24 protein-coding genes are annotated in these 24,865 nt (G+C 66.7%); 22 read left to right on the top strand and 2 right to left on the bottom strand.

Translation table 11 applies throughout. The annotated features are described in order from the left end of the window. Positions 1-26: 26 nt before the first annotated feature. Positions 27-191: a hypothetical protein gene (locus tag ACFVAJ_RS16375; RefSeq protein WP_376945883.1), complete on the bottom strand. Its 165-nt coding sequence runs from the start codon at positions 189-191 to the stop codon at positions 27-29. Between the two features lie 164 nt (positions 192-355). On the opposite strand from ACFVAJ_RS16375, the gene dnaE reads away from it, so the two are divergent. The 9 genes from dnaE (at position 356) to ACFVAJ_RS16420 (ending at position 11,428) form a co-directional block, all read left to right on the top strand. Further along, positions 356-4,750 carry a DNA polymerase III subunit alpha gene (gene dnaE, locus ACFVAJ_RS16380; RefSeq protein WP_376945885.1) on the top strand — a complete coding sequence of 1,465 codons (4,395 nt, stop codon included), beginning with the start codon at positions 356-358 and terminating at the stop codon, positions 4,748-4,750. Between the two features lie 33 nt (positions 4,751-4,783). Continuing rightward, positions 4,784-5,389, top strand: coding sequence for an exonuclease domain-containing protein (locus ACFVAJ_RS16385; RefSeq protein ID WP_376945887.1), 606 nt, complete (start codon positions 4,784-4,786; stop codon positions 5,387-5,389). Next, positions 5,386-5,673: a hypothetical protein gene (locus tag ACFVAJ_RS16390; RefSeq protein ID WP_376945889.1), complete on the top strand. Its 288-nt coding sequence runs from the start codon at positions 5,386-5,388 to the stop codon at positions 5,671-5,673. The genes ACFVAJ_RS16385 and ACFVAJ_RS16390 overlap by 4 nt, the downstream gene beginning before the upstream one ends. A gap of 180 nt (positions 5,674-5,853) precedes the next feature. Then, on the top strand, positions 5,854-6,315 hold the full coding sequence (locus ACFVAJ_RS16395) for a single-stranded DNA-binding protein (RefSeq protein ID WP_376945891.1): 462 nt from the start codon (positions 5,854-5,856) through the stop codon (positions 6,313-6,315). A 52-nt stretch (positions 6,316-6,367) separates the two neighbouring features. Further along, positions 6,368-7,318 (top strand): hypothetical protein, encoded by a 951-nt coding sequence (locus ACFVAJ_RS16400; RefSeq protein WP_376945893.1) that lies wholly within the window; start codon positions 6,368-6,370, stop codon positions 7,316-7,318. 23 nt (positions 7,319-7,341) lie between these two features. Then, on the top strand, positions 7,342-7,827 hold the full coding sequence (locus ACFVAJ_RS16405; protein WP_376945895.1) for an HNH endonuclease: 486 nt from the start codon (positions 7,342-7,344) through the stop codon (positions 7,825-7,827). 482 nt (positions 7,828-8,309) lie between these two features. Then, positions 8,310-9,833: a M23 family metallopeptidase gene (locus ACFVAJ_RS16410; RefSeq protein ID WP_376945897.1), complete on the top strand. Its 1,524-nt coding sequence runs from the start codon at positions 8,310-8,312 to the stop codon at positions 9,831-9,833. 49 nt (positions 9,834-9,882) lie between these two features. Then, complete coding sequence (locus ACFVAJ_RS16415; RefSeq protein WP_376945899.1) at positions 9,883-10,557, top strand: hypothetical protein; 675 nt, start codon at positions 9,883-9,885, stop codon at positions 10,555-10,557. Positions 10,558-10,588: 31 nt separating this feature from the next. Beyond that, positions 10,589-11,428, top strand: coding sequence for a hypothetical protein (locus ACFVAJ_RS16420; protein WP_376945901.1), 840 nt, complete (start codon positions 10,589-10,591; stop codon positions 11,426-11,428). On the opposite strand, the gene ACFVAJ_RS16425 is transcribed toward ACFVAJ_RS16420, so the two are convergent. Continuing rightward, on the bottom strand, positions 11,331-11,909 hold the full coding sequence (locus ACFVAJ_RS16425; RefSeq protein ID WP_376945903.1) for a helix-turn-helix domain-containing protein: 579 nt from the start codon (positions 11,907-11,909) through the stop codon (positions 11,331-11,333). The genes ACFVAJ_RS16420 and ACFVAJ_RS16425 overlap by 98 nt on opposite strands. Before the next feature lie 92 nt (positions 11,910-12,001). Between ACFVAJ_RS16425 and ACFVAJ_RS16430 the strand changes: the two genes are divergently transcribed. The 13 genes from ACFVAJ_RS16430 (at position 12,002) to ACFVAJ_RS16490 (ending at position 24,843) form a co-directional block, all read left to right on the top strand. Then, entirely contained in the window at positions 12,002-13,105 is a 1,104-nt protein-coding gene (locus ACFVAJ_RS16430) for an ImmA/IrrE family metallo-endopeptidase (protein WP_376945905.1), read from the top strand. A gap of 36 nt (positions 13,106-13,141) precedes the next feature. Beyond that, complete coding sequence (locus ACFVAJ_RS16435) at positions 13,142-13,291, top strand: hypothetical protein (protein ID WP_376945907.1); 150 nt, start codon at positions 13,142-13,144, stop codon at positions 13,289-13,291. A 144-nt stretch (positions 13,292-13,435) separates the two neighbouring features. After that, the gene (locus tag ACFVAJ_RS16440) at positions 13,436-15,460 is read left to right on the top strand and encodes a helicase-related protein (RefSeq protein WP_376945909.1); all 2,025 of its coding nucleotides are present in this window, start codon (positions 13,436-13,438) and stop codon (positions 15,458-15,460) included. Continuing rightward, positions 15,460-15,834 (top strand): hypothetical protein, encoded by a 375-nt coding sequence (locus ACFVAJ_RS16445; protein WP_376945911.1) that lies wholly within the window; start codon positions 15,460-15,462, stop codon positions 15,832-15,834. The genes ACFVAJ_RS16440 and ACFVAJ_RS16445 overlap by 1 nt, the downstream gene beginning before the upstream one ends. Beyond that, entirely contained in the window at positions 15,821-16,153 is a 333-nt protein-coding gene (locus tag ACFVAJ_RS16450) for a hypothetical protein (RefSeq protein ID WP_376945913.1), read from the top strand. Before ACFVAJ_RS16445 ends, ACFVAJ_RS16450 begins: the two co-directional genes overlap by 14 nt. A gap of 424 nt (positions 16,154-16,577) precedes the next feature. Further along, a complete protein-coding gene (locus tag ACFVAJ_RS16455) occupies positions 16,578-17,027 on the top strand; it encodes a hypothetical protein (RefSeq protein WP_376945915.1) in 450 nt (149 codons plus the stop codon). 110 nt (positions 17,028-17,137) lie between these two features. Continuing rightward, on the top strand, positions 17,138-17,914 hold the full coding sequence (locus ACFVAJ_RS16460) for a DUF1524 domain-containing protein (protein ID WP_376945917.1): 777 nt from the start codon (positions 17,138-17,140) through the stop codon (positions 17,912-17,914). 122 nt (positions 17,915-18,036) lie between these two features. Continuing rightward, the gene (lepB, locus tag ACFVAJ_RS16465; protein ID WP_376947055.1) at positions 18,037-18,633 is read left to right on the top strand and encodes a signal peptidase I; all 597 of its coding nucleotides are present in this window, start codon (positions 18,037-18,039) and stop codon (positions 18,631-18,633) included. 60 nt (positions 18,634-18,693) lie between these two features. Further along, complete coding sequence (locus ACFVAJ_RS16470) at positions 18,694-19,776, top strand: hypothetical protein (protein WP_376945919.1); 1,083 nt, start codon at positions 18,694-18,696, stop codon at positions 19,774-19,776. 364 nt (positions 19,777-20,140) lie between these two features. Beyond that, positions 20,141-20,947, top strand: a complete 807-nt coding sequence (locus tag ACFVAJ_RS16475; RefSeq protein WP_376945921.1) for a hypothetical protein — start codon at positions 20,141-20,143, stop codon at positions 20,945-20,947. Between the two features lie 127 nt (positions 20,948-21,074). Continuing rightward, the gene (locus ACFVAJ_RS16480) at positions 21,075-21,389 is read left to right on the top strand and encodes a hypothetical protein (protein WP_376945923.1); all 315 of its coding nucleotides are present in this window, start codon (positions 21,075-21,077) and stop codon (positions 21,387-21,389) included. Between the two features lie 6 nt (positions 21,390-21,395). Then, on the top strand, positions 21,396-21,869 hold the full coding sequence (locus ACFVAJ_RS16485; protein WP_376945925.1) for a hypothetical protein: 474 nt from the start codon (positions 21,396-21,398) through the stop codon (positions 21,867-21,869). 13 nt (positions 21,870-21,882) lie between these two features. After that, a complete protein-coding gene (locus tag ACFVAJ_RS16490) occupies positions 21,883-24,843 on the top strand; it encodes a hypothetical protein (protein ID WP_376945927.1) in 2,961 nt (986 codons plus the stop codon). The last annotated feature ends 22 nt before the right edge of the window (positions 24,844-24,865 follow it).

The raw sequence follows: 24,865 nt of genomic DNA on the forward strand, positions 1-24,865 counted from the left end.
GCTGAGCGCGGCCGGCCGCCCACACCTCAGCATGCGTAGGTGCCGCGGCTCGTCTGTTCGGTGCAGTCCGGTCCACTGAAGTTCGGGTTCTGCGAACCCCACCATCCGAACAAGGCGATCGCGACGATCACCGCGATGAACCAGAAGTTCGAACGCCTGGTCTTCGCTTTCTGGTCGTCATCGTCAGCCACAGCTCAGTTGTACCAGCACGGACGGGCGCGGTGTAGATCGTCCGATCCCGCGCATGGCTTCGAAGCAGCCGAGGACGGCAACTCCAGCCGATTCCGACGAACTCGCACAGGGATGGGTAGGGGCGAATTCCCCGCCCGCCCCGACCAGAACATACGGAGACCACATGAGCGACACGACCCGCACCGGCGGCTTCGTCCACCTTCACGTCCACACCGAGTACTCGGGCCTCGACGGAATGACTCGCGTCACCGACGCAGCGGACAAGGTCGCAGCCGACGGCCAGCCGGCCATCGCGATCACCGACCACGGTGATGTCGGCGGCGCCTGGGCGATGAACGCCGCAGCCAAGTCCGCCGGCATCAAGCCGCTCATCGGCGTCGAGGCGTACCTCGCGGTGATGACCGACTGGCGCGACGAGCCCGACCGCACCCAGAAGCAGAACGTCGAAGTCGACCGCGACGACGAGTCCGCTGTCGACGACGACGTCGACGAGCGCGGCGGGTCGATGAAGTCGGCGAAGAAGCTGAAGAAGTACGAGCACCTCACCCTGTTCGCATACACCGAGCAGGGGTGGCGGAACCTCGCCACGATCCTCGACATCGCCGAGGAGTCCGGCTTCCACGCGAAGCCGCGAATCGACTTCAAACTCCTGAAGGAGTACCACGAGGGGATCCTCGTCCTCACCGGCTGCCTCGGCGGTCCGATCCTCGGCCCGATCAGCCGTCACGTGACGGCCAAGGCCAAGGCCGAAGAGGCCGTCGGACGGATCGACGCCCACGGTGTTCCGGCGCGTCGTGCAGCCGCGATGGCTTCGCTTAGCGAAAGCGACCGAGCCGCGGTGATCGAGCTCCGCACGAAGGCGAACAGCCACAGGGAGAAGCTCCGCGCCCTGTATGTCGACACTTCCGAAGACAGGACCGCCGAGTACGAGGCGGAACTCGCGCTGGCGGAGGCCGCTGACTCCGAGGCTGACCGGATCTCCGGTGTCGACGCCAATGCCAAGGTCTACACCGACCCGTCGCTTGTGGTGGAGTTCGCCAACTGGGAGTCGAAGGCGGAAGACGCCCTCGAGCAGGCTGACCGCAACATGGAGCGGATCATCGACGCGGTCGGCAAGGAGAACGTCTACCTCGAGATCATGGAGCACGGCATCGCTGCCGAGTCCGACGCGCTCCCTGCCATGGTCGAGTTCGCCCGGAAGTGGGACCTCCCGCTCGTCGCGACGAACGACTCCCACTACACGAACGAGGAAGACCACGAGACCCACGAGGCGTGGCTGGCCGTGCAGTCCGGTCGCGCACTCAGCGACCCGAAGCGGTTCCAGTTCCACGGCCGCGGATACCACATCCGCACCGAGCAGGAGATGCGCGCCCTCCGCCCCGAAGCATGGTGGCAGGAGGCGTGCGACAACACCGTCAAGGTCGCCGAGCGCTTCGAAGACAACGTGCTCCCCACCCCGAGCCTCCACCTCCCGCAGTTCCCAGTCCCCGAAGGGTTCAAGGACTCCGAGGAGTACCTGTGGTCCCTCGCACTGGACGGCGCCAAGAACCGGTACGGCAACCCGATCCCCGAAGAGGTTCTCGACCGACTGAAGATCGAGATCGGCATCATCTCGACCGCCGGGTTCTGCGACTACTTCCTCATCATGCACGACCTCGTCCAGTGGGCCCGCAACGACGGGAACCTGCCTGACTGGCCTCACATCGAGCGCGGCATCCTTGTCGGCCCCGGCCGAGGATCCGCCGCCGGCTCGGTGCTCTCGTACACGCTCGAGATCGTCGACCTCGACCCGCTCGAGCACAACCTGCTGTTCGAGCGGTTCATGGAGGAAGGGCGTCCCGACTACCCCGACATCGACTCCGACTTCGAGCAGCGGTACGTGAACCGCGTTCGCGCGTACCTCGCGCACCGCTGGGGTCACGACAAGGTCGCCCGAATCGGTACCCACAACGTCGCCCAGACGAAAGCGTCCATCAAGGACGCCGCCCGAGTTCTCGACCTTCCAGCGATCGGCAACCGGCTCTCGAAAGCGGTCCCGGACTTCGCGACGTTCAAGGACCTCGACGACCCCGAAAACCAGGGCACCGAGAAGTTCCGCTCCGAGCTCGAAGCCACCGGCGACAGCGGTGCACGGATCGTCGACCTCGCCCGCCGAATCGAAGGCACCCTGAAGGGTTCCGGCATCCACGCGTGCGGCATCATCGTCTCCGACGTCCCGCTCCGCGGCCTCATCCCACTCCGCCGCGACCGTTCCAAGTCCACATCCGGTGGCCTGCGCACGATCACCGCATGGGACGCGCCCGACATCGGCGACATCTCCGGCGGCGGTGTCGGGCTTCTGAAGCTCGACATCCTCTCCATCCGAAACCTCGACATCGTCTCCCAGGCGGTCGACTTCATCGAGGAGACCACCGGTGAGCGGCTCGACCCGCGCCGTCTCCCGCACCCGGACACGAAGGGTGACCAGAAGGTGCAGAACACCTGGTCGCTGCTGAAGGCCGGCCGGTCGTCGGGTCTGTTCCAGATGGACTCCGCCGGCATGCAGAACATGTCCCGCTCGATCGGGCCTGACTCGTGGAGCGACCTGTCCGCGATCCTCGCGCTGTTCCGGCCGGGCCCGCTCGGCGCCGGCATGGACCGGCTGTACGCGGACCGCAAGGCCGGGACGATGGAGATCGACTACGACCAATTCACGAAGGACCCGGCCGAGCAGAAGGTCATCGACTCCGTCCTCGGCGAAACGTACGCCGTGTGGGTGTACCAGGAGCAGCTCATGCAGCTCGGCGCCGCGATGGCAGGGTTCGACGCGAAAAAGCGATCGAAGCTCCGCAAGGCGGTCGGCAAGAAGGACATCAAGGTCTTCGAGGAGGTGGCGACCATGTTCATCGACGGCGCCACCACGGAGCTCCGCGACGAGGACGGGAACGTCACGAAGATCGCGTTCGAGCGCGACACCGCGCAGCGGGTCATCGACGCGATGCGTGCGAGCGCGTCGTACCTGTTCAACAAGTCCCACTCGGCCGCGTACGCTCAGCTCGCGTACGTGACCGCGTACCTGAAGGCGAACTGGCCGGCGGAGTACGGCGCTGCGGTGCTGTCAACGACGAGCGCTGACGACAAGCGTCTCGCCGCGATGGCTGCGCTCAGCTCCGAAGGTGTGCAGATCCTCCCTCCGGACGTGAACATGTCGCAGCGGATCACGTCCCCCGAGGGTGCCGCGGTCCGCCTCGGCCTGACCGAGATCAAGGGCGTCGGCCAGCTCGGTGACGACGTCGTCGACGCCCGCGAGCGTTCCGGTGTCCCGTTCGACTCGTTCGGGTCGCTCGTGTACCGGATCTCCGACGTCGCCGAGAAGAAGACCCCGTCGATCGCCGCGATCGAAGGGCTCGTCGAAGCGGGCGCGTGCGACGAGTTCGGCCCGCGTCTCGGCCAGCTGATGATCGCTCGCGCGCTGAAGGCACGCCCGTCGATGCCGGTACCGGACGCTGAGTTCGGGGTGCTCGAGCGGTCCATCCGTCAGCGTGCCCGTCTCGGCGTGAACCTCGGTGAGCACCCGCTCGCGAGCCTCACCGATCAGGTCCGTGAGTGGTGCCTTCCCGGCGCCGTCGAGGACCGTGACGAGATGCGCGTCCGTCGACGTGTCGGCGGTGCCCGCGCGATTCCGATCTCGAGGATCCCGGACGCGAACGGCGAGATGGTGCTCACCGCAGGCCTGCTCGCGAAGTGGACCGAGGCGTCGTACTCCCGCGGCCGCCGCGCGAACATCACGCTCGAAGGTTCCGCGACGAGCATCGACGGTGTCCTGTGGGATGACGCGCTGAAGGCGATCAAGGAGGTCCCGCCGGTCGGTTCGGTCATCGCGGTCATCGCGACCGTGTCGATGCGTGAGCGTGAGATCCGCGACGAAGACGACGTGCTGCTCGAGGTGGTCACCACGAAGGAGATCACCGTGCAGCGGATGTACCCGATCCAGGTGTTCGACCCGCCTGTCGGTTCGTTCGTCGAGCAGTCGAACGCATCGGGGGTCACCGACCTGCCGGTTCCGGTGATGCCGCTGCTGAAGCTGGTGAAGCCGAAGGCGACGAAGAAGCCGCCGGCGAGCGCTCCGCGCGGGGGAGTGGTGAACCACTCCCTGGAGCCGGACTCGGCCCCGGAGCCGGAGCCTGCCGCGGGGTCGGCGTTCGAGTACGACGCGCTCCAGGCGTGGGAGATCCCGGATGACATCCCCGAGTCGATCGTCGAGTACGACGAGGCGTTCATCGAGGCGTCACTGGAAGGTGTCGTGGACGGCGACCTGGCTGCAGCGCCGGCCGAGACGCCGGTGCAGGCTGACCCGTTCGAGCTGGAGTACGTCACCGTCGAAGACGATGACGACAGCGAAGACGAGGAGCTCGACGAGGACGAGATCGTCTACATGGCCCTTCTCGGGAAGGTGAAGCCGCCGAAGCAGGAGAAGCAGCAGATCCTGCTTCCCGAAGGCGATGACGACGGTTTCTTCGGAGGGTTCGTGTTCGGTCGCCCGCAGGTGAAGAAGGCCCCGGCAGCGGCGGCTTCCTGACCGGTGGTGGTCATGCCCGCGCATGTGTCGGGCATGACCACCACCACCGACCCCGTCCTTACGAACCTGTGGGTCGACCTCGAAGCGACCGGGCTCGACGAGCAGCCCGACGCCATCCTCGAGATCGGCTCCATCGGAACCGACCAGGACCTCAACATCCTTTTCGAGTACACCGCCGTGATCCGCGCACCACGTGCCGCGATCAACCGGATGCGAGCGAACATCTTCGTCCGCCGGATGCACCAGGCGAACGGCCTCTTCGACGAGGTCGACAGCTACGAGCGCTGGGCGCTCCTCCCCGACATCGCAGAGGTCGAAGGCGAGCTGATCGAGAAGATCATGTCGTTCGGCGACGCGATGCCCGGCGAGCTCATCCTGTCCGGTTCCGGGGTGTCCCACTACGACAACCGCTTCCTCAAGGAGCACATGCCGGCCCTGTCGACCCTGTTCAACACCCGCGAGATGCTCGACACCGGCGCGGAGCGCCGCGCGTACAAGCGCGCCACCGGCGGCGAGCTCACCTCGGTGAACGACAAGAAGCCGCACCGCGCGCTCGACGACGTCCGCCTCCACCTCGAGGAAGGCCGCGCCCAGCTCGCTGCTCGCCGTGCGATCGCAGAGTTGACGGTGAACGCATGAGCTCCATCGCCGCGAACCTCGGCCCCGACGAGCACACCCCTCATGTGAACGCCGCCGACGACACCCTGCAGATGCTGTCCGCGCTCGAGCAGATCGTCGCCGGGTTCCCGCTGATGGCCGGCGAGCAAGCTGCCGGCCTCACGATGGAGCGCCGCGTGAACGGGCTCACCGGCATCGCACGCGTCCTCCTGCAGCTCCTCAGCACCGAGACCGGACTGACCAGCGAGCAGCTCATCGACCAGATCCGCAACCAGCTGGTCCTTCGTTCCGCCGGCCTCGAGTAGCCGCACACGAAGAAGTAACCCCGGCGCGGGACGTTCCCGCGCATGAGGTAACTGGACACCGAAGCTGCGGGGACTTCCCGCGCATGAGGTATCCGAACCCCAGTGCGGGACAATCCCGCGCATGAGGTAACTGGACACCCCGACCGGGTGGACGAACATACGAAAAGGAAGAGTACATACATGGCTGGAGAGACCATCGTCACCGTCGTCGGGAACCTGACGGCTGACCCGGAGCTCCGTTACACCCAGAACGGCCTGCCCGTCGCGAACTTCACGATCGCGTCGACGCCCCGCGAGTTCGACCGCGTGGCGAACGAGTGGAAGGACGGCGAAGCGCTGTTCCTCCGCGCCGCCGCCTGGCGCGAGATGGGCGAGCACGTCGCCGGTTCGCTGTCGAAGGGTTCGCGCGTCATCGCGTCGGGCCGCCTGAAGCAGCGCTCCTACGAGACGAAGGAAGGCGAGAAGCGCACCACGATGGAGCTCGAGATCGACGAGATCGGCCCCTCGCTGCGCTACGCCACCGCTTCGGTGACTCGCGCGCAGAGCAACCGCAGCGCCGAGGGCGGCCAGGCGCAGAGCGCCCCCGCCCAGCAGCCGGTGGCCGCGACCGCCGCCGCTGCGACCCCCAACGACGACTTCTAGGAGTCGCCGGGAACGGCACCACTGCCGCTCCGGAAGCCCGCACCGTTCATCGGTGCGGGCTTCCGTCGTTTCTGCGGTAATCGCCGCATGTCTTCAAGATGTGCGAGACAGGCAAGATCGCCCCATCAGCCTGCTGCGTCGGCCCCGCGACACTTTCCGGCACCATCTGACCGGACCCCTCGCGAAGTCTGTGACCGCAGCAGCGCTCGTCTGCGCCTTGACGGGCGGCGCCGCAGCCCAGTGGGACACGATCACCACGCACTTCGACGGGTTCATGCAAACCGTCGCAGGGCAGGTCGTCGGCACCCCCGAGCCGACCGACGAAGCCGCCGCGAAGAAGGACCTCGACGCGGCGAAGACTGCAGCCGCCGAGCAGGTGAAACGGTCGGAGAAGCTGACCGGCGAGGCCGCCGGCAAGGTCGCCGCAGAGAAGATCGGCACGGTCACCTCGTGGGTCCTGAAATGCAAGAAGCTCGCCGGCACCGCCGAGCGCGCGGCAGAGCTACTCGGCTGCGTGAACTCGCTCGCTGACGCGACTGATGAACTGAAGGCACAGCTGGACGCAGCGATCGCCGAAGCGGAGCAGAAGCAGAAAGAAGCTGACGAAGCAGCGCGGCTGGCCGAGGAGAAGCGGAAAGCCGAGGAAGCGGCGAATCAGCCGTCGAACCCGGCGCCGAACCCCGCCCCGCAGCCTGAACCTGCTCCGCAGCCTCAACCGAACCCTGGCGGTGGCGGCGGTGGCGGCGGTGGCGGTGGCTCCTCAGCCGCGACCGGGACGATGTCGTACGAATGCGAAGGCAGCGCGACCGTCACGTTCCGGATCACCGGCTCAGGAGGCATCACCGGCACCCTCACCGGGCCGTCGGGCGCAACAGGAACCGGGACCTTCTCCGGCTCCGGGACGGTGACGAAGGCGGTCTCCGGCGGGTCAGGCGTCTACAAGGTGTCCTACACCGGCGTCGACGCTCAGGTCGTCGCGAACGCGGTCGGGAACTGCTGGTAACCCCTGCCGCATGTCTTCAAGGCATGCACCCCTCGTTCACGGCTTCGGCGACCGCCGCCGTCGAAGTGAGCTCGACTGCGATGCAGCAGTTCGTCTCCGAGCGACCTTGGGCGATCATCCTGGTCGTCGGTTTGGTCGTCATCGCCCTCGCCGTCGGCGGCAACCGGTACCGCGGCCGCCCAGCGGACCAGGACTCCCGACGGCGGTTCACGGACGCCCAGCGTCGCGAAGGCACCCGCCGAGCCGGCGACGGCCGCTGCGAGCACAAACTGCCGATGTGGCTGCGTTGCCGGCGCACCGGCACTCACGCGGACCACATCTACCCGCACTCGAAGGGCGGGCAGACCACCCTGTCGAACCTGCAGATGCTCTGCCCGACTCACAACCTGGCGAAGTCGAACAAGATCCCGTCCGCCCTGTACGTCTGGCGGCTCGAGCGACGCCGCACACGGTACTTCCCGGCGGGGGTGTCCCCGAAGGTTGAATGGCGGCGAGGACGAACATGGTGAACATCCCGAAGCCTCCGGGAGGGAAGATCCCCGGCGCCGGGGTTCCGAAGCCTCACCCGTCGAAGGTCGTCCGTCCAGCCGCGGCCGCCAACCCGGTCTCGGGCGGCGGGAAGCCTGGTGTCCCGGCACCCGTGAAGAAGCCGACCACCGGCGGAGCTCCGAGCTCTCCCGGGAGGCCGGCCGGCGCGCCTCAGCCTCAGACTCGCGGGCAGCAGGCTGCTCAGAAGATCAGCGACGGCGCAGACCGGGCAGCGCGCGTTTCAGGTGACGCGCCACCACCGTCGCAGCAGGCGGGGGAGAAGCCACGGTTCCGTGACCGGGTCAGCCGTGAGCTGAAGAACGCCGTCAGCAACGGCGCTCACACCGAACCCGGCGAGAAGCAGTCCGTCAGCTCGGCACTTCTCGGCGTCGGTGCTGCAGCGGCTCAAGGCTTCGCGACCGGGCATGTCGCCGGCGCGATCCGGGGCGGCGCGACCGCCGTCGTGAAGAACAAGCGGCTCCGGAACATCGTCCTCGGAGTCGTCGGTGTCGTCCTCACCATGTCGCTCATCAGCGCCCTCACCTGGGCTGCAGTGATCGGGTCGATCGCTTCCGCCGCGTACGCCACCCTCGACGCTGCATCGCAGTCGGCGGCGACCTCGAGCGGCGTCGCAGCGAAGGACCTGCCCAGGTACCGCGAGATCGCGGAGAAGTCCGGGCTGCCGTGGCCTGTCGTCGCTTCCCTCGCGAAAACGCTCAACAAGGACCCCGATGTCGCCACCCTGTCGGATCTCCTCGACAAAGAAGACCCCGGCCACGCGTACCGGGATCTCGGCACCGGGTCCGTCGTCACCGATGAAGGCGCCACCCGCATCATCGGGAAGAACGACACCCTGAAGAAGAACGCCGAGAAGGTCGAACAGGTGCACGTGAAAGCGTTCACCGCGTACCCCGGGATGGACGAACAGCAGGCGAAAGCGACGTACGATCGCGCGCTCGGATGGACGCTCGGCCAGGAGCAGCGCTGCGCCCCAGTTGGCGGAACCGGAGACGGATCTCTCACTGTGAAGGGCGTCCCGATGGACGGCGAGCAGGTGGAGATCACCAAGATCATCCTCGGCATCATCAAGTCCGCGCTCCCGAACGCGTCCACCGCCGACCAGACGCAGGCCGCGCACATCTCGATCTCCACTGCGATCGTGGAGACCAGGATCACGAACCACAGCGAGAAGGTGGACCACACCAGCCTCGGCGTGTTCCAGCAGCAGGACTGGTGGGGCACTGACGAGCAGCGGCTCCGACCGGACTGGGCGACCGCCCGGTTCCTGAAGGCGCTGTTCGGTGTGCCGAACTGGCAGGTCAGCGACCCCGGTGTCGTCGCGCAGACCGTGCAGGTATCCGCGTTCCCTGACCGGTACACGCAGTACATGGGCGAGGCGCGCGCGATCGTCGCTGCGTACTGGAACAAGTCGCCGGCGGTCGCGATCCCCGCCGACATCGAGATCGGGGTGCCGGTCGCGCCTGGCGGTGCGCCGGGCACCACGCCGGGGCAGTCGTGCATCACCGCGACCGGGCCCTGGGTGCTGCCGTTCAACATCGCCGACGGAGGGAAGATCTCCGACTGGTTCTCCATGCCGTACGACCAGCGTCCCGACGGGCGCAAACACACTGGTATCGACATCGCGATGGACGAGGGGAAGCCGGTCCTCTCCGCTTCCACCGGCACGGTTCTCGAGACCTCCGGAGGACGCCCTGACGGCGGCCTCGGCTACTACGCGATCATCCGCCACGGCACGGTCGTCGCCCGTTACCTCCACTTCGTCGACCCGCCGATGGTGAAGGTCGGTGACCAGGTGAAACCAGGTCAGCAGATCGGGAAGGTCGGCACCACCGGTGACTCGACCGGCAACCACCTGCACTTCGACTTGGCGGTGAACGGCCAGAAGATCGACCCGGTCCCGTACATGCTTCAGCGTGGCGTCGACTGGCGGATCGTGCCGCTCAGCGGCGGCATCGGACCGTATTGAACCTCGCCCGCGCATGGGTGGGGCGACACCGAATCGAAAGGACATCACGGTGAACCCGAAAGCAAAGTTGTGGCTCGTCATCGCCTCTGGCGTCGTCGTTGCCGCTGTGATCTTCGTCGCCGTCATGGCCGCGACCGCGCCCAGCTCGCCGGGGAAGACGAAGGGCAAGGAGGGAAGCGCCTGGCCCACCGTGGTCGCCACCCTCCCGCCCGCCCCGACGGAGTCCGCCATCCCCGGCGACGACCCGCACACCGACCCGGACGCACCCGGGAAGGCGGGATCCGGAGTGGACAAGGAGAGCTCCGGCGATCACGACAAGTCCGGCGAGACGGCCGACTGGTCGGCAGTGAAGGACGTCGCCGGCAAGGCGGTCATGGAGTTCTCCCGCGTCATCGACGGTGAGAGCGCAGCCGCCCGCACCGCCCGTCTCGCCCCGTACATCGAGGATGGTTCGCCGCTCCTCACCTCGGAGCCGGAGATCGGCAACCCGTGGGGGTACGTGAACGTGAAGCAGACCAACATCATCTGGCGCGGCGACCCCGTCTCCGGAGTGAACGGCGAGGCCAACGGGAACTACCAGGTGATGACAGTCGCACCGTACAACGCCGTCTACGTCGTGAACGAGCAGAGCACCGACGTCGTGAACACCGGCAAATGGGACGTGCTCGTCTCCAAGAAGACCGGGAAGGTCACTTCCATCGTCGAGCCGTCGATCCTCTACTGAGCTGCGAAATGCACCGCACACTCACAGTGTCATGATCCACACCACCACACTCCGCAAGGGCGGCGCAGGCCCCGACCGCACCCAGTTCGCAGGCTCCGTTCCCACCCCGGCCGAGACGTCGCTCCTCGTCAGCGGCCCGGCGCACGAGACACTCGTCGACGAATGGCTGAAGCAGCCCGGGAAGGCCCTGCCGTTCGGCGGCCGCGACCGTCTCGTCGAGGCGCTGAACGCCGAAGAGGTCGTCGACGACGTCGCGATCGCATACTGGCACCGGAAGGTGGCGGCCGAGCTCACGCCGGAGACCCTCGAAGCTCAGGACGCCGCCCGTGTCACCGAAGCAGTCGAACTGCTCGAGCAGGTGGGCCGGAAGGACCTCGGCGACACGGTCGCCCGGGTCACCTCGTCGGTACTGCAGGTGTCGATCGCGAGCGCCGACGGCACGTCGACCGCTTCGGAGAACGATCCGCGAGTGCAAGCCGGAACCGTGTTCGACCGAGTCGTCCGCGCTGATGGCACCGTCTTCGAGCGAGTCCGTGACGGGTTCGAGCCCTACTACCCGGGAGCGGTCCGCTTCCAGGCCGACCGCCCGCTCACCGAGGCGGACGTGGAACGGTTCGCACAGCTGGCCGGGTACGCGCACAAGTCGGTGTTGCACTCGCCCACTGACCTGCCCGAACCTGAACTGGACAGCCCGTTCTCGATGGTCTTCACGAACACGTCCCGCCTGAAGGAGACGAACGTTCAGACGTACATCGACACGATGAACGCCTACCTCAACGAGGGGTCACCGATGCGTGAAAGCGCCGGGAACACCCGACTGATCGACCCGATGGAGAACCCTCCATCGTTCGAGCTCTACTACGCGGACTGACCTCCGCGTCCCGATGCCCGGCCGAATCTCGGCCGGGCATCGTCGTCTCCTCCGGCGCCTGGCCGGTGAAGAGCCAGTCCCGGTTCACCGCGCAAGCCAGGGCCCAGACGTAGACCGTCCTCCGGCTGGTCGCGCACACGCCGCGCTCGGCGTTGCTGATCGTCTGCCGGGACAGGCCAGTCCGTTTTGCGAGCTCGCGCTGTTCGAACCCGGCGGACTCCCTGGCTTTCCGGAGCCGGTCAGCCATCGTCCACCCGGGGATCACCCTGGTCCTCTGTCGGGTGTGCGTCACCTCGACCTCAGCGCCGGGCGGCGCCGCCGGCCGCGGCGTCCTGACCGCGTCGAACGGGATCCGCCACGCACCGTCGACCTTCACGGCGCCGGGCAGCTCCTCACGGGCGAGCCACCGCAACAGCGTGCGCTCGGAGACTCCTCGGAGCGTGCGGAACTCCTCGAACGTGATCTTCGTGACTTGAGGCATGACGGCGACGCTAGCCGGTCTCACGCCGCTGCTCCAGTGACAATTTCAGCTGTCAGGTGACATGTCATGGTGCCGCCGCACACCCATCAGGCATGGCACAGAACGTCGCTCCCACCACGGTCATCGACCTCCACGGCGACCACCACTCCGGTGATGGCCGGTACACCCAGCACACCCACTCCGCTCCCGACGTCACCCTCGACGCAGACTCGGCGAAGTCCGCCCGCGACCGGGAGCGCGCTGAAGCGTCGGCCCGGAACCAGGAGCAGGCGAAGGAGTTCCTGAAGGAGCTCCAGACCTCGGTCGCGAACCTCCCGAACGACGGGAACTGGAACCGCTACCTCGACGCGATGTCGATGATGCCGCGGTACTCGTTCAACAACCAGATGATCATCATGGGGCAGCTTCCGACCGCGACCCGTGTCGCGAGCCTCGCCGTCTGGAACAAGCTCGGCCGCCGCGTGAAGAAGGGCGAACGGTCGATCAGGATCCTCGCGCCGGGGAAGCGCTGGTACGCGGACCGTGAGGACGAGAACGGCGAGACGGTGAAGGTCTCCGGCGTCGCGTCCTGGACCACGGTCGGGGTGTTCGACATCTCCCAGACCGAAGGCGAGCCGCTGCCGCTCCCGTACGAGAAGCTCTCCGAGGAGCCACCAGCCGGGTTCATCGACAACCTGGAAAGCTCGATCCGCGACGCCGGGTTCGAAGTCCGCTACGAGGTCATCAACGACGGCAGCCAGGGCTACACCTCCGACAAGCAGAAGGTCGTCGTCATCGACAGCCGCCTCAACGACGCTGAGCGCGCCGCGACCCTCGCTCACGAGCGCGGCCACATCGCGTGCGGCCACCTCGAGCGGATCGCCGAGTACCACCAGGGCGCCGGCGGATGCCGCGGCTCGATGGAGGTGGAAGCGGAGTCGTTCGCGTACGCGTTCTGCCGTGCGAACGGCATGTCCACCCAGCTCCGCGGCGCCGCGTCCACCTACGTGCGGGGTTGGTCCCAGAACGAGCCGGAGGCGATCTCGAAGGCTGCCGAGAAGGTCCGTGAGGCATTCGCTTCGGTGATCGGTGAGCAGCGGTTCCTCGTCGCCGACATGGACGAATCCGTGACGTCGTCAAAACCGGCTCGCCGGCCGGCCCGGAAGTCGACCCGGAAGACGGCAACGAAGACGACCAGGGCCCGCCGAGCTGCCTGAACCGGGCGGCTCGGCGCCGCCGCATGTCTTCATCACATGGATCTGATCGCGATCGTGCTCGAAGCCGACGATGTGTTCTTCCTCTGGCCTTCCGATGAGGATCTGCCGGACCTGGACGACCTCCCGGACGGTATCGAGCTTCGCCCGCTCGCAGAACTCGAAGACGTCGACGAAACGGGCGCCTGACCCCGCTCCAGCCGGTTTTCCCGACCCTGCACAGGGAAGGGTATGGACGCAATTCTCGAAGGGACCTGGCGGAACCCGCGCCTCGTGCTCCGATTCGGATTCACCGCGAGACACCCGCACACCGGACGTGAGCTTCGCCTGTGGGTGAAAGACCTCCCCGGCCGCACCTTCGACAAGAAACGCAGCGCCTGGGTGGTGTCCGGCATCGGCCCGAACCCACAGAAGACGATCACGGACGCCGGGTTCCGGATCCGATGGGTTGACGACCCAGCCAGCGACCTCGCCGCAGTCCGGAACCTCGACGAGCTCGTCGCCCCGGTCGCGCGGCTCCACGACAACGGACGGCGCACCATGGTCAGGCACCGGTTCCTCGGGTACGAGGAGGCCGGAGAGCTGCTCGGGTGGGGTGCCACCTGGGACAAGAAGCGCGAGCTGTTCTACGTCCCGACAATCGACCTCCTCGACGCGCAGGGCCGTCAGAAGCGCGGCATCGTGCACGACCCAGCCGCGATCGCCGAAGCGATCCGCATCCGGTCCCGGCCGACGGTCGACCCTCGCTTCGAAGAGCTGCTCGCGAAAGCCGGGTCGGCGCCGAGCATGGAGGTGTTCAACGAGAACGAGATCGCCGCACTCCGCTCCATCAACGGCGTCCTGCCGGCATGGTTCGGGCTGCCGCTGTTCCCGTTCCAGGAGGTCGGCGCGTATACGGCTGCCGGCGGACACAACTGCCTGTTCGACGCTCCACGAGTTGGTAAGACCCGCAGTTCGCTGGCCGCCGCGACCCTCCTGAAGTCGCACCGCACCCTCATCATCAGCCCGCCGCTCGTCCTCCTGAACTGGGAGCGGAACGTCATCGAGTCCGGACTCCACAACCGCGGCGGGAAGACGGACGGCCGATGTGCGGTGTTCAAGACCGGCCGGAAGGCGCCCGAGCTCCCTGAGACCGGTGTCGTGATCGTCTCCGATTCGCTGCTCGCTGCGCGCCCCGAACTGAAGGAGCTCATCGCAGGGTGGCGGCCGCAGGTGACGATCGTCGACGAGGCTCACCGCGAAGGCACGTACGGCACGAAGCGCTGCGAAGCGGTGCTCGACATCACCCACATCACGGAGAAGATGGTGATCCCGCTCACCGGCACTCCGGTGTTCTCGAGCCCGAACGAGCTGACCCCGCTGATCGAGATGTCCGGACACATCGGGCCTGTGTTCGGCGGCGTCGACCCGTTCCTCCGGATGTTCACCACCCGCGACAAGTGGGGGCGGAACCATGCGAAGAAGCGCGGGCTCGAGGGGCTCCGCGCCATCCTCGCCCGACATGTGTGGGTGCGCCGCACCAAGGAGCAGGTCGGCATCGGCATGAAGCCGAACCACGACGGGATGCCGCTCGAGGTGGACCTGAAGGGGTTCCGGAAAGCGCATGACGACGTCATCGAAGCGATCACCGAGTGGGTGGTCGAGTTCGAGGAGTCGAACGGTGAGCTGCCTGACGAGGAAGCCGTCCAGGAGTTCGCTGCGACGAACCTCGGGCTGCTGTCCGCGATGCGCCGCGCCGCCGGGATGGCGAAGATCCCCGCCGCGACCGAGATGGTCGTCGACCATGTCAAAGCGACCGCCGGCGTCGACGAGCACGGCGACCCGATCTACAACCGTCCGCTGATCGTATGGACCCACCATCGAGATGTCACCGAGGCGATGGCCGCCGCGGTCGACGGCCACGTTGCCGGGTCCGCGATGATCATCGGCGGGATGAGCGACAAGCAGAAGGACGATGTCGTCGCCCGATTCCAGGCTGGGAAGATCCCGGTGCTCGCCGCGTCGATCATCGCCGCCGGTGTCGGCATCGACCTGACCCGATCCTCCGACGTCCTGTTCGTGGAGACCGACTGGACGCCAGCGAACGTGCAGCAAGCTCTCGACCGTGTGAACGGGGTGAACCAGAAGAGCGCGATCTCCGCGGTGACGATGATCGCCCGCGGCACCTTGGATGAGCGCATCCAGGTCGTCCAGCACACGAAGGGGAAGACCCTCGAAGCGGTCCTCGGAGGCGGTGACCATGACGTGTCCGTCGCGCCGGACATCTCGGAGATGCGATCCGCGAAGGAGATCGTCGTGGAGATCACGAACGGGGTGCTCGCGCGCCGGCAGAAGCAGTCTCGGACGGGTGCTCGGTGATGTCGGTGGTCGGCGGGAACCTGTCCGCAGGGGAGTGGAGGCTGACGATGGGGGAACCCGCGCATGTGGTGGTCATGGAGAAGATGACCGACACCACCACCGACCTGCAGGCTGACGCCACTGCGAAGGACCCGAAGTTCCGGATCCGCCGCGGCGTCGTGTTCGGCACCGCCCTCACGGTGATCGGCGTGCTGTTCGCAGCGCTGTACATGTCGATCCCTGTCCAGGGCGCGAACAGCCTGTTCCTCCTCACGACGTTCAGCCTCGGCGGCGGCCTGTGGCTGCTGTTCGACGCGTACATGGAGTACCGCACCCGCGCCGATCGCAGCCGGGACAACGTCACCTCGATCAAGGAGCGCTTTGGCCGCGACTAGGAATGCCGCGTTCGCCGCGGCGGAGATCGCGCTGGTCGCGATCAAGCAGAACCGGAAGTCCACCTGGTCTGAGCTGGTCTCATCCGGGATCGACACCCGCCTCTCGGCGGAGCAGCTCGAGCTTGTGAACCGGAACCTGCACGTCGTCGAGCAGCTGCAGGTCTCCACCGGGGCGCACGTCACGGTGACGTGGTGCCCGGAGTGCGACAAGATCGCGTTCCTCGCGCAGGGTTCTCCGCCTGCGAAGTGCACCCTCACGCTTCGCTGCCCGGGGTCTCCGGTGAAGGCCGGAGCTCAGCGCCGCGCCGGCGCCGCGTAGGACGATCGGCCGGATTTCCCGATCAGCTGGCTCATCCGCACCTTTCAGCTTGCATCCAGCGAAAACTCATTCACGCAGTCTCAGAAGTCGGCGAGTCGCCGCCGAGTCTGCGCCAACCACCACCCGCAACAGCCGTAGCGTGCCTCACAGGAACACCGCGATGGGGAGCGGCACCTATCACGTTCGTTTCGGGGAGACATAGACGTTGTCGAAATCGGGGGAGACCGCATCACGGCGGTCGTACGCGGGTTCAGGGTGGGCTGACCGTCCACGTGCGCTCGGTGTGGCCGCACACCTACAAGGAATGTCCAATTCACTTCCTTTTCAGGCGCGCCCGAAGCGGACACTCAACCGAACCCGCGACGGACGCTTCACCTTCGGCGAGCTGTCAGAACCCGAGATCGAACCGCTGAGCGAGTTCGACATGGAGTTCGAAGCAGACTGGGAGGCCCGCTTCGGCGCGGAAGATCTCATCGACGCCCAGAACGTCGACGACCTCGAGCACGCCCGTCTCGTCGAGCTCGCACGCTCCGACATCATGGCGGTCGCAACGGCCGCGCAGAAGTCTCCGAGCGTCACCGTGAACGACCTCGCACAACTCATCGAAGAGCGAGTCCTCGTCCCGGCCGGCGCGTTCGCGAATCCGAACTTCGGCCGTCTCCCGCTCGAGGTGCAGTTCCCCGTCGTGCAGTCCGCGTTCCCTGAAGAACGACTCGTCGCCGCCCGGAACGCCGACATCCACCGCGCGGTCATCGAGACGCTCGCTTCGGACGAAAGCCCGGTTGTCCGGGAGGCAGCGAAGCAGCTGCTCTCCAAGCTCGCAACCGTCGAAGGCGAATTCCACGACCAGGTGAAGGCCGTCGACGCGGCCTGACCCGCGCATGAGCTCATCATGATCAAGTACGAGCTCGAGGTCCCCTTGGTGGACCTGAACACCCTCTCCGATGACGGGTTCCTCCCGTTGGTGATCGCCCCGCCGTTCTGATGCGGGAGGGTAACGGAATCCTCGTCCTCCTCGGAGTCGTCGGATTCGCGGCGTTCATCATGCTGTCCGGCGCCGGCGCCGACATCGTCGACACGTTCGAAACGGTCGCCGGTGCGACCGACGAGCCGAGCGACGCACCGGCAGCCGGCGATGAGGTTCCGGATGCCGGATCAGCGGCACCTGCAGATCAAGCGGCACCTGAGGAGCCAGCCGATCTCGGGAATCTCCTCACCGGAACCTCCGCCCTGGCGGCGCTCGCGCTGCTCGACACCGACGATCGTCCCGCATCTGGGTTCACGGCAGCGGAGTTCGGCCCGAAGTGGACGGACACGAACCGGAACGGCTGCTCCACCGTCGACGACATCCTGGTTCGCGACCTCACTGACGTGAAAGCTGACGGGTGCAAGGTGCTGTCCGGATCGTTCACCGACCCGTTCACCGGTCAGCCCGGGACGTACCTGCGTGGCACGAAGCCGAGAACGGTGGCAGTGGAGCGTGTGGTCGGGCTTGAGAGCTCATGGAGCGCCGGCACCTCCCGATGGGAGATGCCGGACCGCGCCAGGTTCGCGAACGACCCCCTGAACCTGATCGCAGTGACTCCCGCCTCATCGAAGGACCGCGCTGGGAGGACCGCTGACCTCTGGCAGCCGGCAGACCACACCTACCGTTGCGGGTTCGCCGCACGACAGGTGGCGGTGAAAGCGAAGTACCAGCTCACTGTCACCACTGCGGAGCGTGCAGCGCTGACCGCAGCGCTTGACTCCTGCGCATCGTGACCGCGGCCACCGGCGCCGCATGTCCTACAGGTGTGGATCCCGTGCACGCACAGCCGTCCTCGAGACGCGAAGCACTCCGGCATGACCGGGCACGCCGTCGCGCCCGGTCCGCGGTCGCGCACCTGCTCGTCGCCGCAGTAGCCGTCGGGTTCGCCTTCGTTGTCAGGTCCACCCTGTTCGAGGTGTCATTGATCCCCTCCGAGTCGATGGACCCCACCCTTCAGGTCGGCGACCGGATCGGGGTGGAGAAACTCACCGGGTCCTCGCTCGAAGTCCACCGCGGAGACATCGTCACATTCAAGGACCCCGGCGGGTGGCTGCCATCGAACATCCCAGCCCCGGACGTGGTCACCGGGGCCCTGGTCTGGTTGGGGGTCCTTCCGCACGACCTCGGCGGTCAACTGATCAAACGAGTGATCGGGATCCCCGGCGACAAAGTGGTCTGCTGCGATGCCGACGGCCGGCTCACCGTGAACGGTGACCCTGTCGACGAGCCGTACCTGCCGTCAAGCCTCGAACGAGCCAGCGGCGAAGACTTCTCCGTCACCGTGCCGGAAGGGCACATGTGGGTGATGGGCGACAACCGCGAAGCGTCAGCGGACTCACGAGCGCACATGAATTCGAAGGACGGAGGGTTCGTGCCGCTCAGCTCCGTCGAAGGCCGCGCGGTGCTTCGAATCTTCCCGCTCGACCGACTCGGACTGCTCGCCGAAGACTGATTTTGAACTTTTTCTGCGATTTTCGTGAAAACGCAGAATCCGCCGCACACCTACGTCGGCATGACCACAACTGACGTCACCCCCAAGCAGGCACTCGCACTGGCTCGCGCCCGGGAGATCCAGGGCCGCCTCGACAACGGCGAGTACACCTTCAAGACCCAGTCGGGCGCCGAAGTCTCACTCATCCACGACCCCGAGGAAGGGTTCGTGTTCAAGGACACCCCGTCCGACTACACGGAACTCATCAACTCCGGCGACCGCCGCGTCGCACACGCCGCCATCGCCGCCCTCTTCAAGGACGCCCGCCAGTCGATCGGCCGACGTGTCGCGAAGAACGGCCTGAACTCCCAGCTCACCGAAGACATCCTCGGCGACGCCGGCGAGCACTTCACCGTCCGGTTCAACAACGGCAAGCCGATCCAGGGCGGCCTGATCCACCAGTACGCCTCGTCGCTCGCGTCCCGATACGTGAACCCGGGTGTGCGCCACGAGGTCGCAAAGGGCTTCAAGCTCGTCGCCGCGGCGATCGAGCACGAGCAGCACGAGCAGGGCCGTGAGCTCTCCACCAAGGAGATCGAGGGCATCGCCGAGAACATCCGCCTCTCGGACGCCTTCCAGGACGGCCACCGCCCTCCGAGGGGTTTCATGAACCTGAAGACCCTCGCGGCGCCCGTGTCGGCGGACCAGTTCTCCGGCTCATACATCGACGAGATCGCCTACCAGTCCGGGTACGGCCAGAACGTGACGTTCGACGGCGCCGGCTCGGAGCGCGACAAGCTCGCCGAGCAGGTCGAGGGGAAGACGCTCAGCCGCAAGGACGCGAAGCAGAAGGTCTGGTCGGCGTACGCCGCGGACTTCGACCTTCCGAAGGCTGCCGAGAACTGGATCAGCCGGAAGGACGCCGACGCTGTCGCGAAGTTCATGAAGCAGGACGAGCGCTCCCTCGCACGCGCCTGCCAGGACTACGAGGACGGGAAGACGACCCGCTACACGGTGGCGATGTTCGCACCGTTCGGGAACGCGTCGCCGACCCACAAGCAGGAGCTCGTCGAGCTGTTCCTCTCGAGCCCGCACGGCATGAAGCTGTGGAACGCTGCGCTCGAGGAGGCAGTGAAGAAGCCGACCCGCCGGAAGGCCGCGTAGCACCGCTACGCTCACGAACGCGGCGGCCCGGAGGGTACTCCGGGCCGCCGTTTCGCGTCCAGAGGCGGCCGCACACCTACGGGGCATGACCAGCACCACGAAGCTCCGCCCGGTAGGACCTCAAGGCCGACTCAAGAACGGCGAGTACACGAACAAGACGTACCTCCCCGCGGAGGTGGGGCTGGAGTTCTCCGCCGGTGAAGGATTCCACTTCACGGGACGGCCCGACGACCTGAACGCTGCGCTCCGCAGCGACGACCCGAGAGTCGCGCGCGCAGCAGAAGCTTGGGTGTTCCGGGAGATGAGACTGATGGCCGGTCTATCCCAGTCGGTTGGGAGCACAGGTCCTCTGAAGACCCGCAGCATGATCAGCAAATCGCAGGCTGAGGACGCGGTCGGCTCGGCGAGCGTCGAGCTCGCCATCCACTTGACCAAGAACACCGACATCCGCCCCGGCCTCGTGAACACGCTCGCGAACGCCGCGTTCGTTCAGCAGTTCCAGCAGGACGCACGCCATGAGACCCACAAGGGGTTGAAGCTGACCCGGGAACGGATCGCGAAGATCGAGGCCGAGGAGCAGCGGATCGTCTCAGAACGCGAGGCGATTGCGATCTCGGAGGAGATCCGAGTCTCCGATGCGTTCCACCCGAACCATCGGCCTCCGGTCGGATACCTCAATCACCCGACCGTGATCGGAACGATCCCGCTCGACGAGCTCGACAAGAATTCCCGCCGCAGCGTCGAAGTGGGGGAGTCCCGTCACTCGACACCGCAGTACGAGGGTTCAGGATCAGCCCGCGACCGGCTCGCCGACTCGGTCGATTCGAAGCAGCTGTCGAAGAAGAACGCGAAGGCGGAACTCTGGGACGCGTACGCTGCCGACCTCGACCTTCCGAAGCCTGCCGCGAGGCAGATCAAGCCGAAGGAAGCCGACGTCGTCCGCAAGTACCTCGCGGACACGCCTGGCCGGATCCTCGACGCCTGCAACGACCACCTCGAGGGGCGGAACACAAAACGGCTGTACGCGCTCCTCGCACCGTTCGGTCCGATCTCGAACACCGAGAAGGCGGAGCTTGTCGAGTTCCTCCTCGACCGGCCGGCGTACGCGCAGCAGCTGTGGGAGTCCGCGCTCGAGCAGTCGGTCGCCCGGCAGCCTCGCCGCGCACGATGACCTGATCCAGAGCGAATCCAACCACCTCTCGAATCCGCCGCATACATACCGGATGCAGCGAAATCTCGCCGCATGTCTCATCTGCAGACCCCGGCCGTAAGCCGGAACCCGAATCGAGAGGGATCCAATGATCATCCACACAGCCGCACAGGTTGACCTCACCGGCGCCTGGAGCACCTTCTGGTCGACGGTGTCGTCGGCGTTCAGCGGACCGCTCAAGGTCGTACTGATCGTCGTCGGCGTCGGCCTGATCGCGTTCTCCATCCTGAAGTTCATCTGGGACAAGCGACGAGGCGGCGGCGCACGTCAGTCGCCGATCTGGTGGACGCTCGCAATCGGCGGGCTGCTCATCGCACCGGACGTTCTCATCCCGGTGGTGCTCAGCATCCTCGAGTGGGTCATCAACCTCGCCCTGAAGATCGTCGCGCCCGTATTCGGGTAGTCGGCGATGTCGCTCTACTCGCTGACACACCTCACCGGGCGGAAGCGGAACGTCGACCGGAAGATCATCGTGCTGACGGTGGAAGCCAACAAAGCTTCCTTCATCGTCACGGTGATCTCGGTCGGCGTCTCCATCCTTCCGACGGTGATCCTCTACATGATCATCGGGTCGCCGGCGCTCGTGATCATGCCCACCCTGTTCGCTTTCGCAGGGTGGTGGCTGTTCCGGTACCGCTCCAAGAAGGGGCTGCAGCTCCCGATGTACCGGCTGCTCCTCGACCGCGGCCGCGCCAAGCAACTGCGAGGGAAGGCGCTGGTCTGCGGTGTCCCGATGAGCGACGAGTCAGCGATCACCAAGATCGTGTCGTCCTCCGTCCCAGCTGACCGGCTGGCTGAGTCGGCGGCCGAAGAGCTCACCCCCGTGTACGGGCAGACGAGCCGCACCAACAACGACGCACCGCGTCACGACATCTTCGCCTAGAACGGTTCCAACCATGCGCACCGCCCCGAAGCACCGCAGCAACCGACGCCGCATCGTCCGCGCCCTCATCGCCGGCATGGTCGGCGCGGCGCTCCTCACCGCGCCTGCAGTGGCTATGGCGGCGACCGCACCCAGCCCTGAAACGTCGGTGACGACGATCGGGTCGGTGCCGATGGTGGACGACTACGGCGGGATCACCGCGTTCCCGAAGCCGGACACGCAGGACGGCTCTTCGAAGCTGGTCCCGCTGAACCGGTGGTCGGACTCGACGACGAGCCTGCACACCCGCCCTGCCGGCGACATCGGCGGCGTCATCAACAAGGTCGCAACGGATGCGATCACCGGCACGTCGCTCGCCTGGAATTCCGGTCTGTGGACTGCGACGAACGCCATGTCGAACTTCGCAGCGAACCTCGAACCGATCCGCGCGATCGGCGCGCAGATCGACTTCGCCACCGAGAACCTCGGGAAGATGGTCCTCGCGAACCCGCTGCTGTTCATCCTCGTCAGCCTCGGCCTGATCATCGCCGCGATCTGGGTGAAGTCCCGCGGCCAGTCTGGCGTGGGCCTCCTGAAGCGAAGCCTCTCGGTCGTCCTCGTCGTCGCGGCGATCGCCGTCATGTCGATGGGTGCATCGAACAGCAAGGGCGGCGAGAACGGCGTCCCGTACCAGCCCGGTGTCGGATCGCCCGGATGGGTGCTGCTGAAGGTGTCAGACACCGTCGGCGCCGTCACGAACGGGCTCGTGAACACCATCACCACCGCCGGGTTCTCCACCTCCGACGAGATGCAATCTACCGGCGAGCAGATGACCTGCGATCGCTACCTGCAGAACCTCCACGGCTTCTTCCAGAACAGCAAGCGCACCGACGGCTCTGCGAACCAGGCCGACGCCGTCTCCGGCCTCTGGATGAACACCGGCCGGATGGCGTGGTCGGACGCGCAATTCGGCTCCGACAACAAGATCGCCGAACGAGTCTGGTGCCACTACGCCGACATGCAGGCGAACGTCCGCCCGGATCAGCAGATCTGGCTCACCAGCCTGGGCCTCCCGAACGGCGAGGAACTCCGCAAGACTGCGAACCCTCGTTCGCTGGCGTTCTCCACCTCGAACGAGTTCGACCTGGACCGTTCCATGATCGGCTGGGCCGCCTGCAAGTGGGGCCGCGGCGGCTGGTCCGTCTACCCCGAGTTCCAGACGAAGAAGGATGGCTCGGCCTGGATCAGCGCCAACATGTGCGAAGCCTGGTGGACCGGTGACCAGAAGACGAACATCGACAACGGCGGCTCGTCCGACGGCGCCGACTTCAACATCTCCACCGGCGGCGGCACCGACCAGAACATCGAGGACTACACCGACAACGCCGACGTCCTGAACTTCGTGAAGTCCTGGCAGGGCACGAACGCCGGCTTCGGGCCGACGATCAGCGCAGGCTGGGCTCTCGTCGCGGGCTTCATCTGCTTCCTCCTCTTCGGGCTCATCCTGTCCGGGGCGATCATCTGGGCAAAGTTCATGGGGGTCCTCCTCATGTCGCTCCTCGTCGTCACCCTGCTCGCGTCGATGTTCAGCCGCGAAGGTGTCGGGAAGCGTTCCACGGAGCTCGCGAAGCAGCTCGTCGGATTCACCGTCGTGGCCGCAGGAGCATCCGCGATCATGGTGCTCGTCTCCTGGCTCACCCACACCCTCGTGGTCGCCGGTAAGTCCCTCATCGGCGGGGACATCATCTGGGCGCTCATCTGGACGGCACTCGCACCGCTCATCGCGATCCTCGTCCTGCACCACACGTTCAAGAAGATGTTCAACAAGCCGTCGCCGTTCACCCTGAAGGGGCTGAGCTCCTGGGGTACTGCAGGTGCGGCCGCGGCCGGCGGTGTCCTCGCCGGCGGTGCGATGGAGCGCTGGAAGAACCGTGGCCAGTCCGCCGTCGAAGGCAAGGGCCGTGAGATCGGCAGCCGCGCCCTGAACCGCATGTCCGGCGGCCGCCTCGGCACGCCAGGCTCCGGCGGACCGGTCGGCGGCCCCGGGAAGGCTGTCGGTGCAGGCGCACCCCCGAAGGCGGTCGGCGCCGCCGGCACCCGTCAGCTGCAGGCTGCAGCGAAGGACGAGCAGAAGGCCGTCGAGGAGCACTGGAAGGCGCAGGGCAACAAGGTCCCGATGACCGCCGCTCAGCGTGCCGGCCGCGCAGTGGCGGAAGCCGGTCGAGCAACCGCCGCCGGTGCGACCACCGTCGGCATGACCATGCTTCTTCACAAGGAGTCTGCGAAGAAGATCGGTGCTGGCGCCAAGGGCGTCGCGACCGGTGTCGCAGCAGGGGCCCAGGCGATCGGCCAGAAGACCGCCGCCGGGTACCGGAAGGCCGCAGGAGAAGCACGCTTCGCCGGCGACATGCTCCGCCAGGTCGCCACCGACCCGGAGGCGCGGAAGTTCATCCGTCAGGCAGCCCCCGAGGCGACGAAGCAGGCAGCCAAGACGGCGTGGGACACAAGCTGGAATGGGTACCAGAAGGTCCTCGACAAGAGCCGTCAGAAGATCGGGGAGATCCCGGGCGGCGCACCTCGAGTGCTCGGCCTCACAGCGCTCGGCGCTGCCGGCGTCGCAGCGACCGCCCTCACCGGCGGTGCAGCGGGCCTCGTCCTCGCACCGATCGCGATCGGATCGAAGATCCGTCACGGGCACCGCGAGCGCGCAACCGCGCAGCAGGAGATGCACGCCAGCTACGCGCAGGAGCAGCAGCGAGTGAAGGCCGAAGAGTCGAAGCGCCTCCAGGAGGAAGAGGCCATTGCGGCTCGAGCAGCCAGAGCGGAAGCCAAGCAGGCCCGCAAGGCGTCGGACCGCCAGCAGGCGAGTGTCGCCCAGGCGGCCGGGCAGCACGCCCAGGCACCGGCTGGCCGGGGTCGTGCAGCCACTCCGGCGCCGCAGCGAAGCATCCCGTCAGGCACCTCGACGCAGGCTCCGCCCAAACCGAAGGCCTGACACCTGCAGGTCACCGGCGCCT

The organism is Agromyces sp. NPDC057679 (assembly GCF_042799635.1).
Taxonomy (GTDB): Bacteria; Actinomycetota; Actinomycetes; order Actinomycetales; family Microbacteriaceae; genus Agromyces.

Excerpts from the sequence above, each read along its gene's own strand:
- dnaE (WP_376945885.1), top strand. The coding sequence starts at position 356 with ATGAGCGACACGACCCGCACCGGCGGCTTCGTCCACCTTCACGTCCAC.
- ACFVAJ_RS16385 (WP_376945887.1), top strand. The coding sequence starts at position 4,784 with ATGACCACCACCACCGACCCCGTCCTTACGAACCTGTGGGTCGACCTC.
- ACFVAJ_RS16390 (WP_376945889.1), top strand. The coding sequence starts at position 5,386 with ATGAGCTCCATCGCCGCGAACCTCGGCCCCGACGAGCACACCCCTCAT.
- ACFVAJ_RS16395 (WP_376945891.1), top strand. The coding sequence starts at position 5,854 with ATGGCTGGAGAGACCATCGTCACCGTCGTCGGGAACCTGACGGCTGAC.
- ACFVAJ_RS16405 (WP_376945895.1), top strand. The coding sequence starts at position 7,342 with ATGCACCCCTCGTTCACGGCTTCGGCGACCGCCGCCGTCGAAGTGAGC.
- ACFVAJ_RS16420 (WP_376945901.1), top strand. The coding sequence starts at position 10,589 with ATGATCCACACCACCACACTCCGCAAGGGCGGCGCAGGCCCCGACCGC.
- ACFVAJ_RS16425 (WP_376945903.1), bottom strand. The coding sequence starts at position 11,909 with ATGCCTCAAGTCACGAAGATCACGTTCGAGGAGTTCCGCACGCTCCGA.
- ACFVAJ_RS16430 (WP_376945905.1), top strand. The coding sequence starts at position 12,002 with ATGGCACAGAACGTCGCTCCCACCACGGTCATCGACCTCCACGGCGAC.
- ACFVAJ_RS16435 (WP_376945907.1), top strand. The coding sequence starts at position 13,142 with ATGGATCTGATCGCGATCGTGCTCGAAGCCGACGATGTGTTCTTCCTC.
- ACFVAJ_RS16445 (WP_376945911.1), top strand. The coding sequence starts at position 15,460 with ATGTCGGTGGTCGGCGGGAACCTGTCCGCAGGGGAGTGGAGGCTGACG.
- ACFVAJ_RS16455 (WP_376945915.1), top strand. The coding sequence starts at position 16,578 with ATGGAGTTCGAAGCAGACTGGGAGGCCCGCTTCGGCGCGGAAGATCTC.
- ACFVAJ_RS16460 (WP_376945917.1), top strand. The coding sequence starts at position 17,138 with ATGCGGGAGGGTAACGGAATCCTCGTCCTCCTCGGAGTCGTCGGATTC.
- ACFVAJ_RS16470 (WP_376945919.1), top strand. The coding sequence starts at position 18,694 with ATGACCACAACTGACGTCACCCCCAAGCAGGCACTCGCACTGGCTCGC.
- ACFVAJ_RS16475 (WP_376945921.1), top strand. The coding sequence starts at position 20,141 with ATGATCAGCAAATCGCAGGCTGAGGACGCGGTCGGCTCGGCGAGCGTC.
- ACFVAJ_RS16480 (WP_376945923.1), top strand. The coding sequence starts at position 21,075 with ATGATCATCCACACAGCCGCACAGGTTGACCTCACCGGCGCCTGGAGC.
- ACFVAJ_RS16485 (WP_376945925.1), top strand. The coding sequence starts at position 21,396 with ATGTCGCTCTACTCGCTGACACACCTCACCGGGCGGAAGCGGAACGTC.
- ACFVAJ_RS16490 (WP_376945927.1), top strand. The coding sequence starts at position 21,883 with ATGCGCACCGCCCCGAAGCACCGCAGCAACCGACGCCGCATCGTCCGC.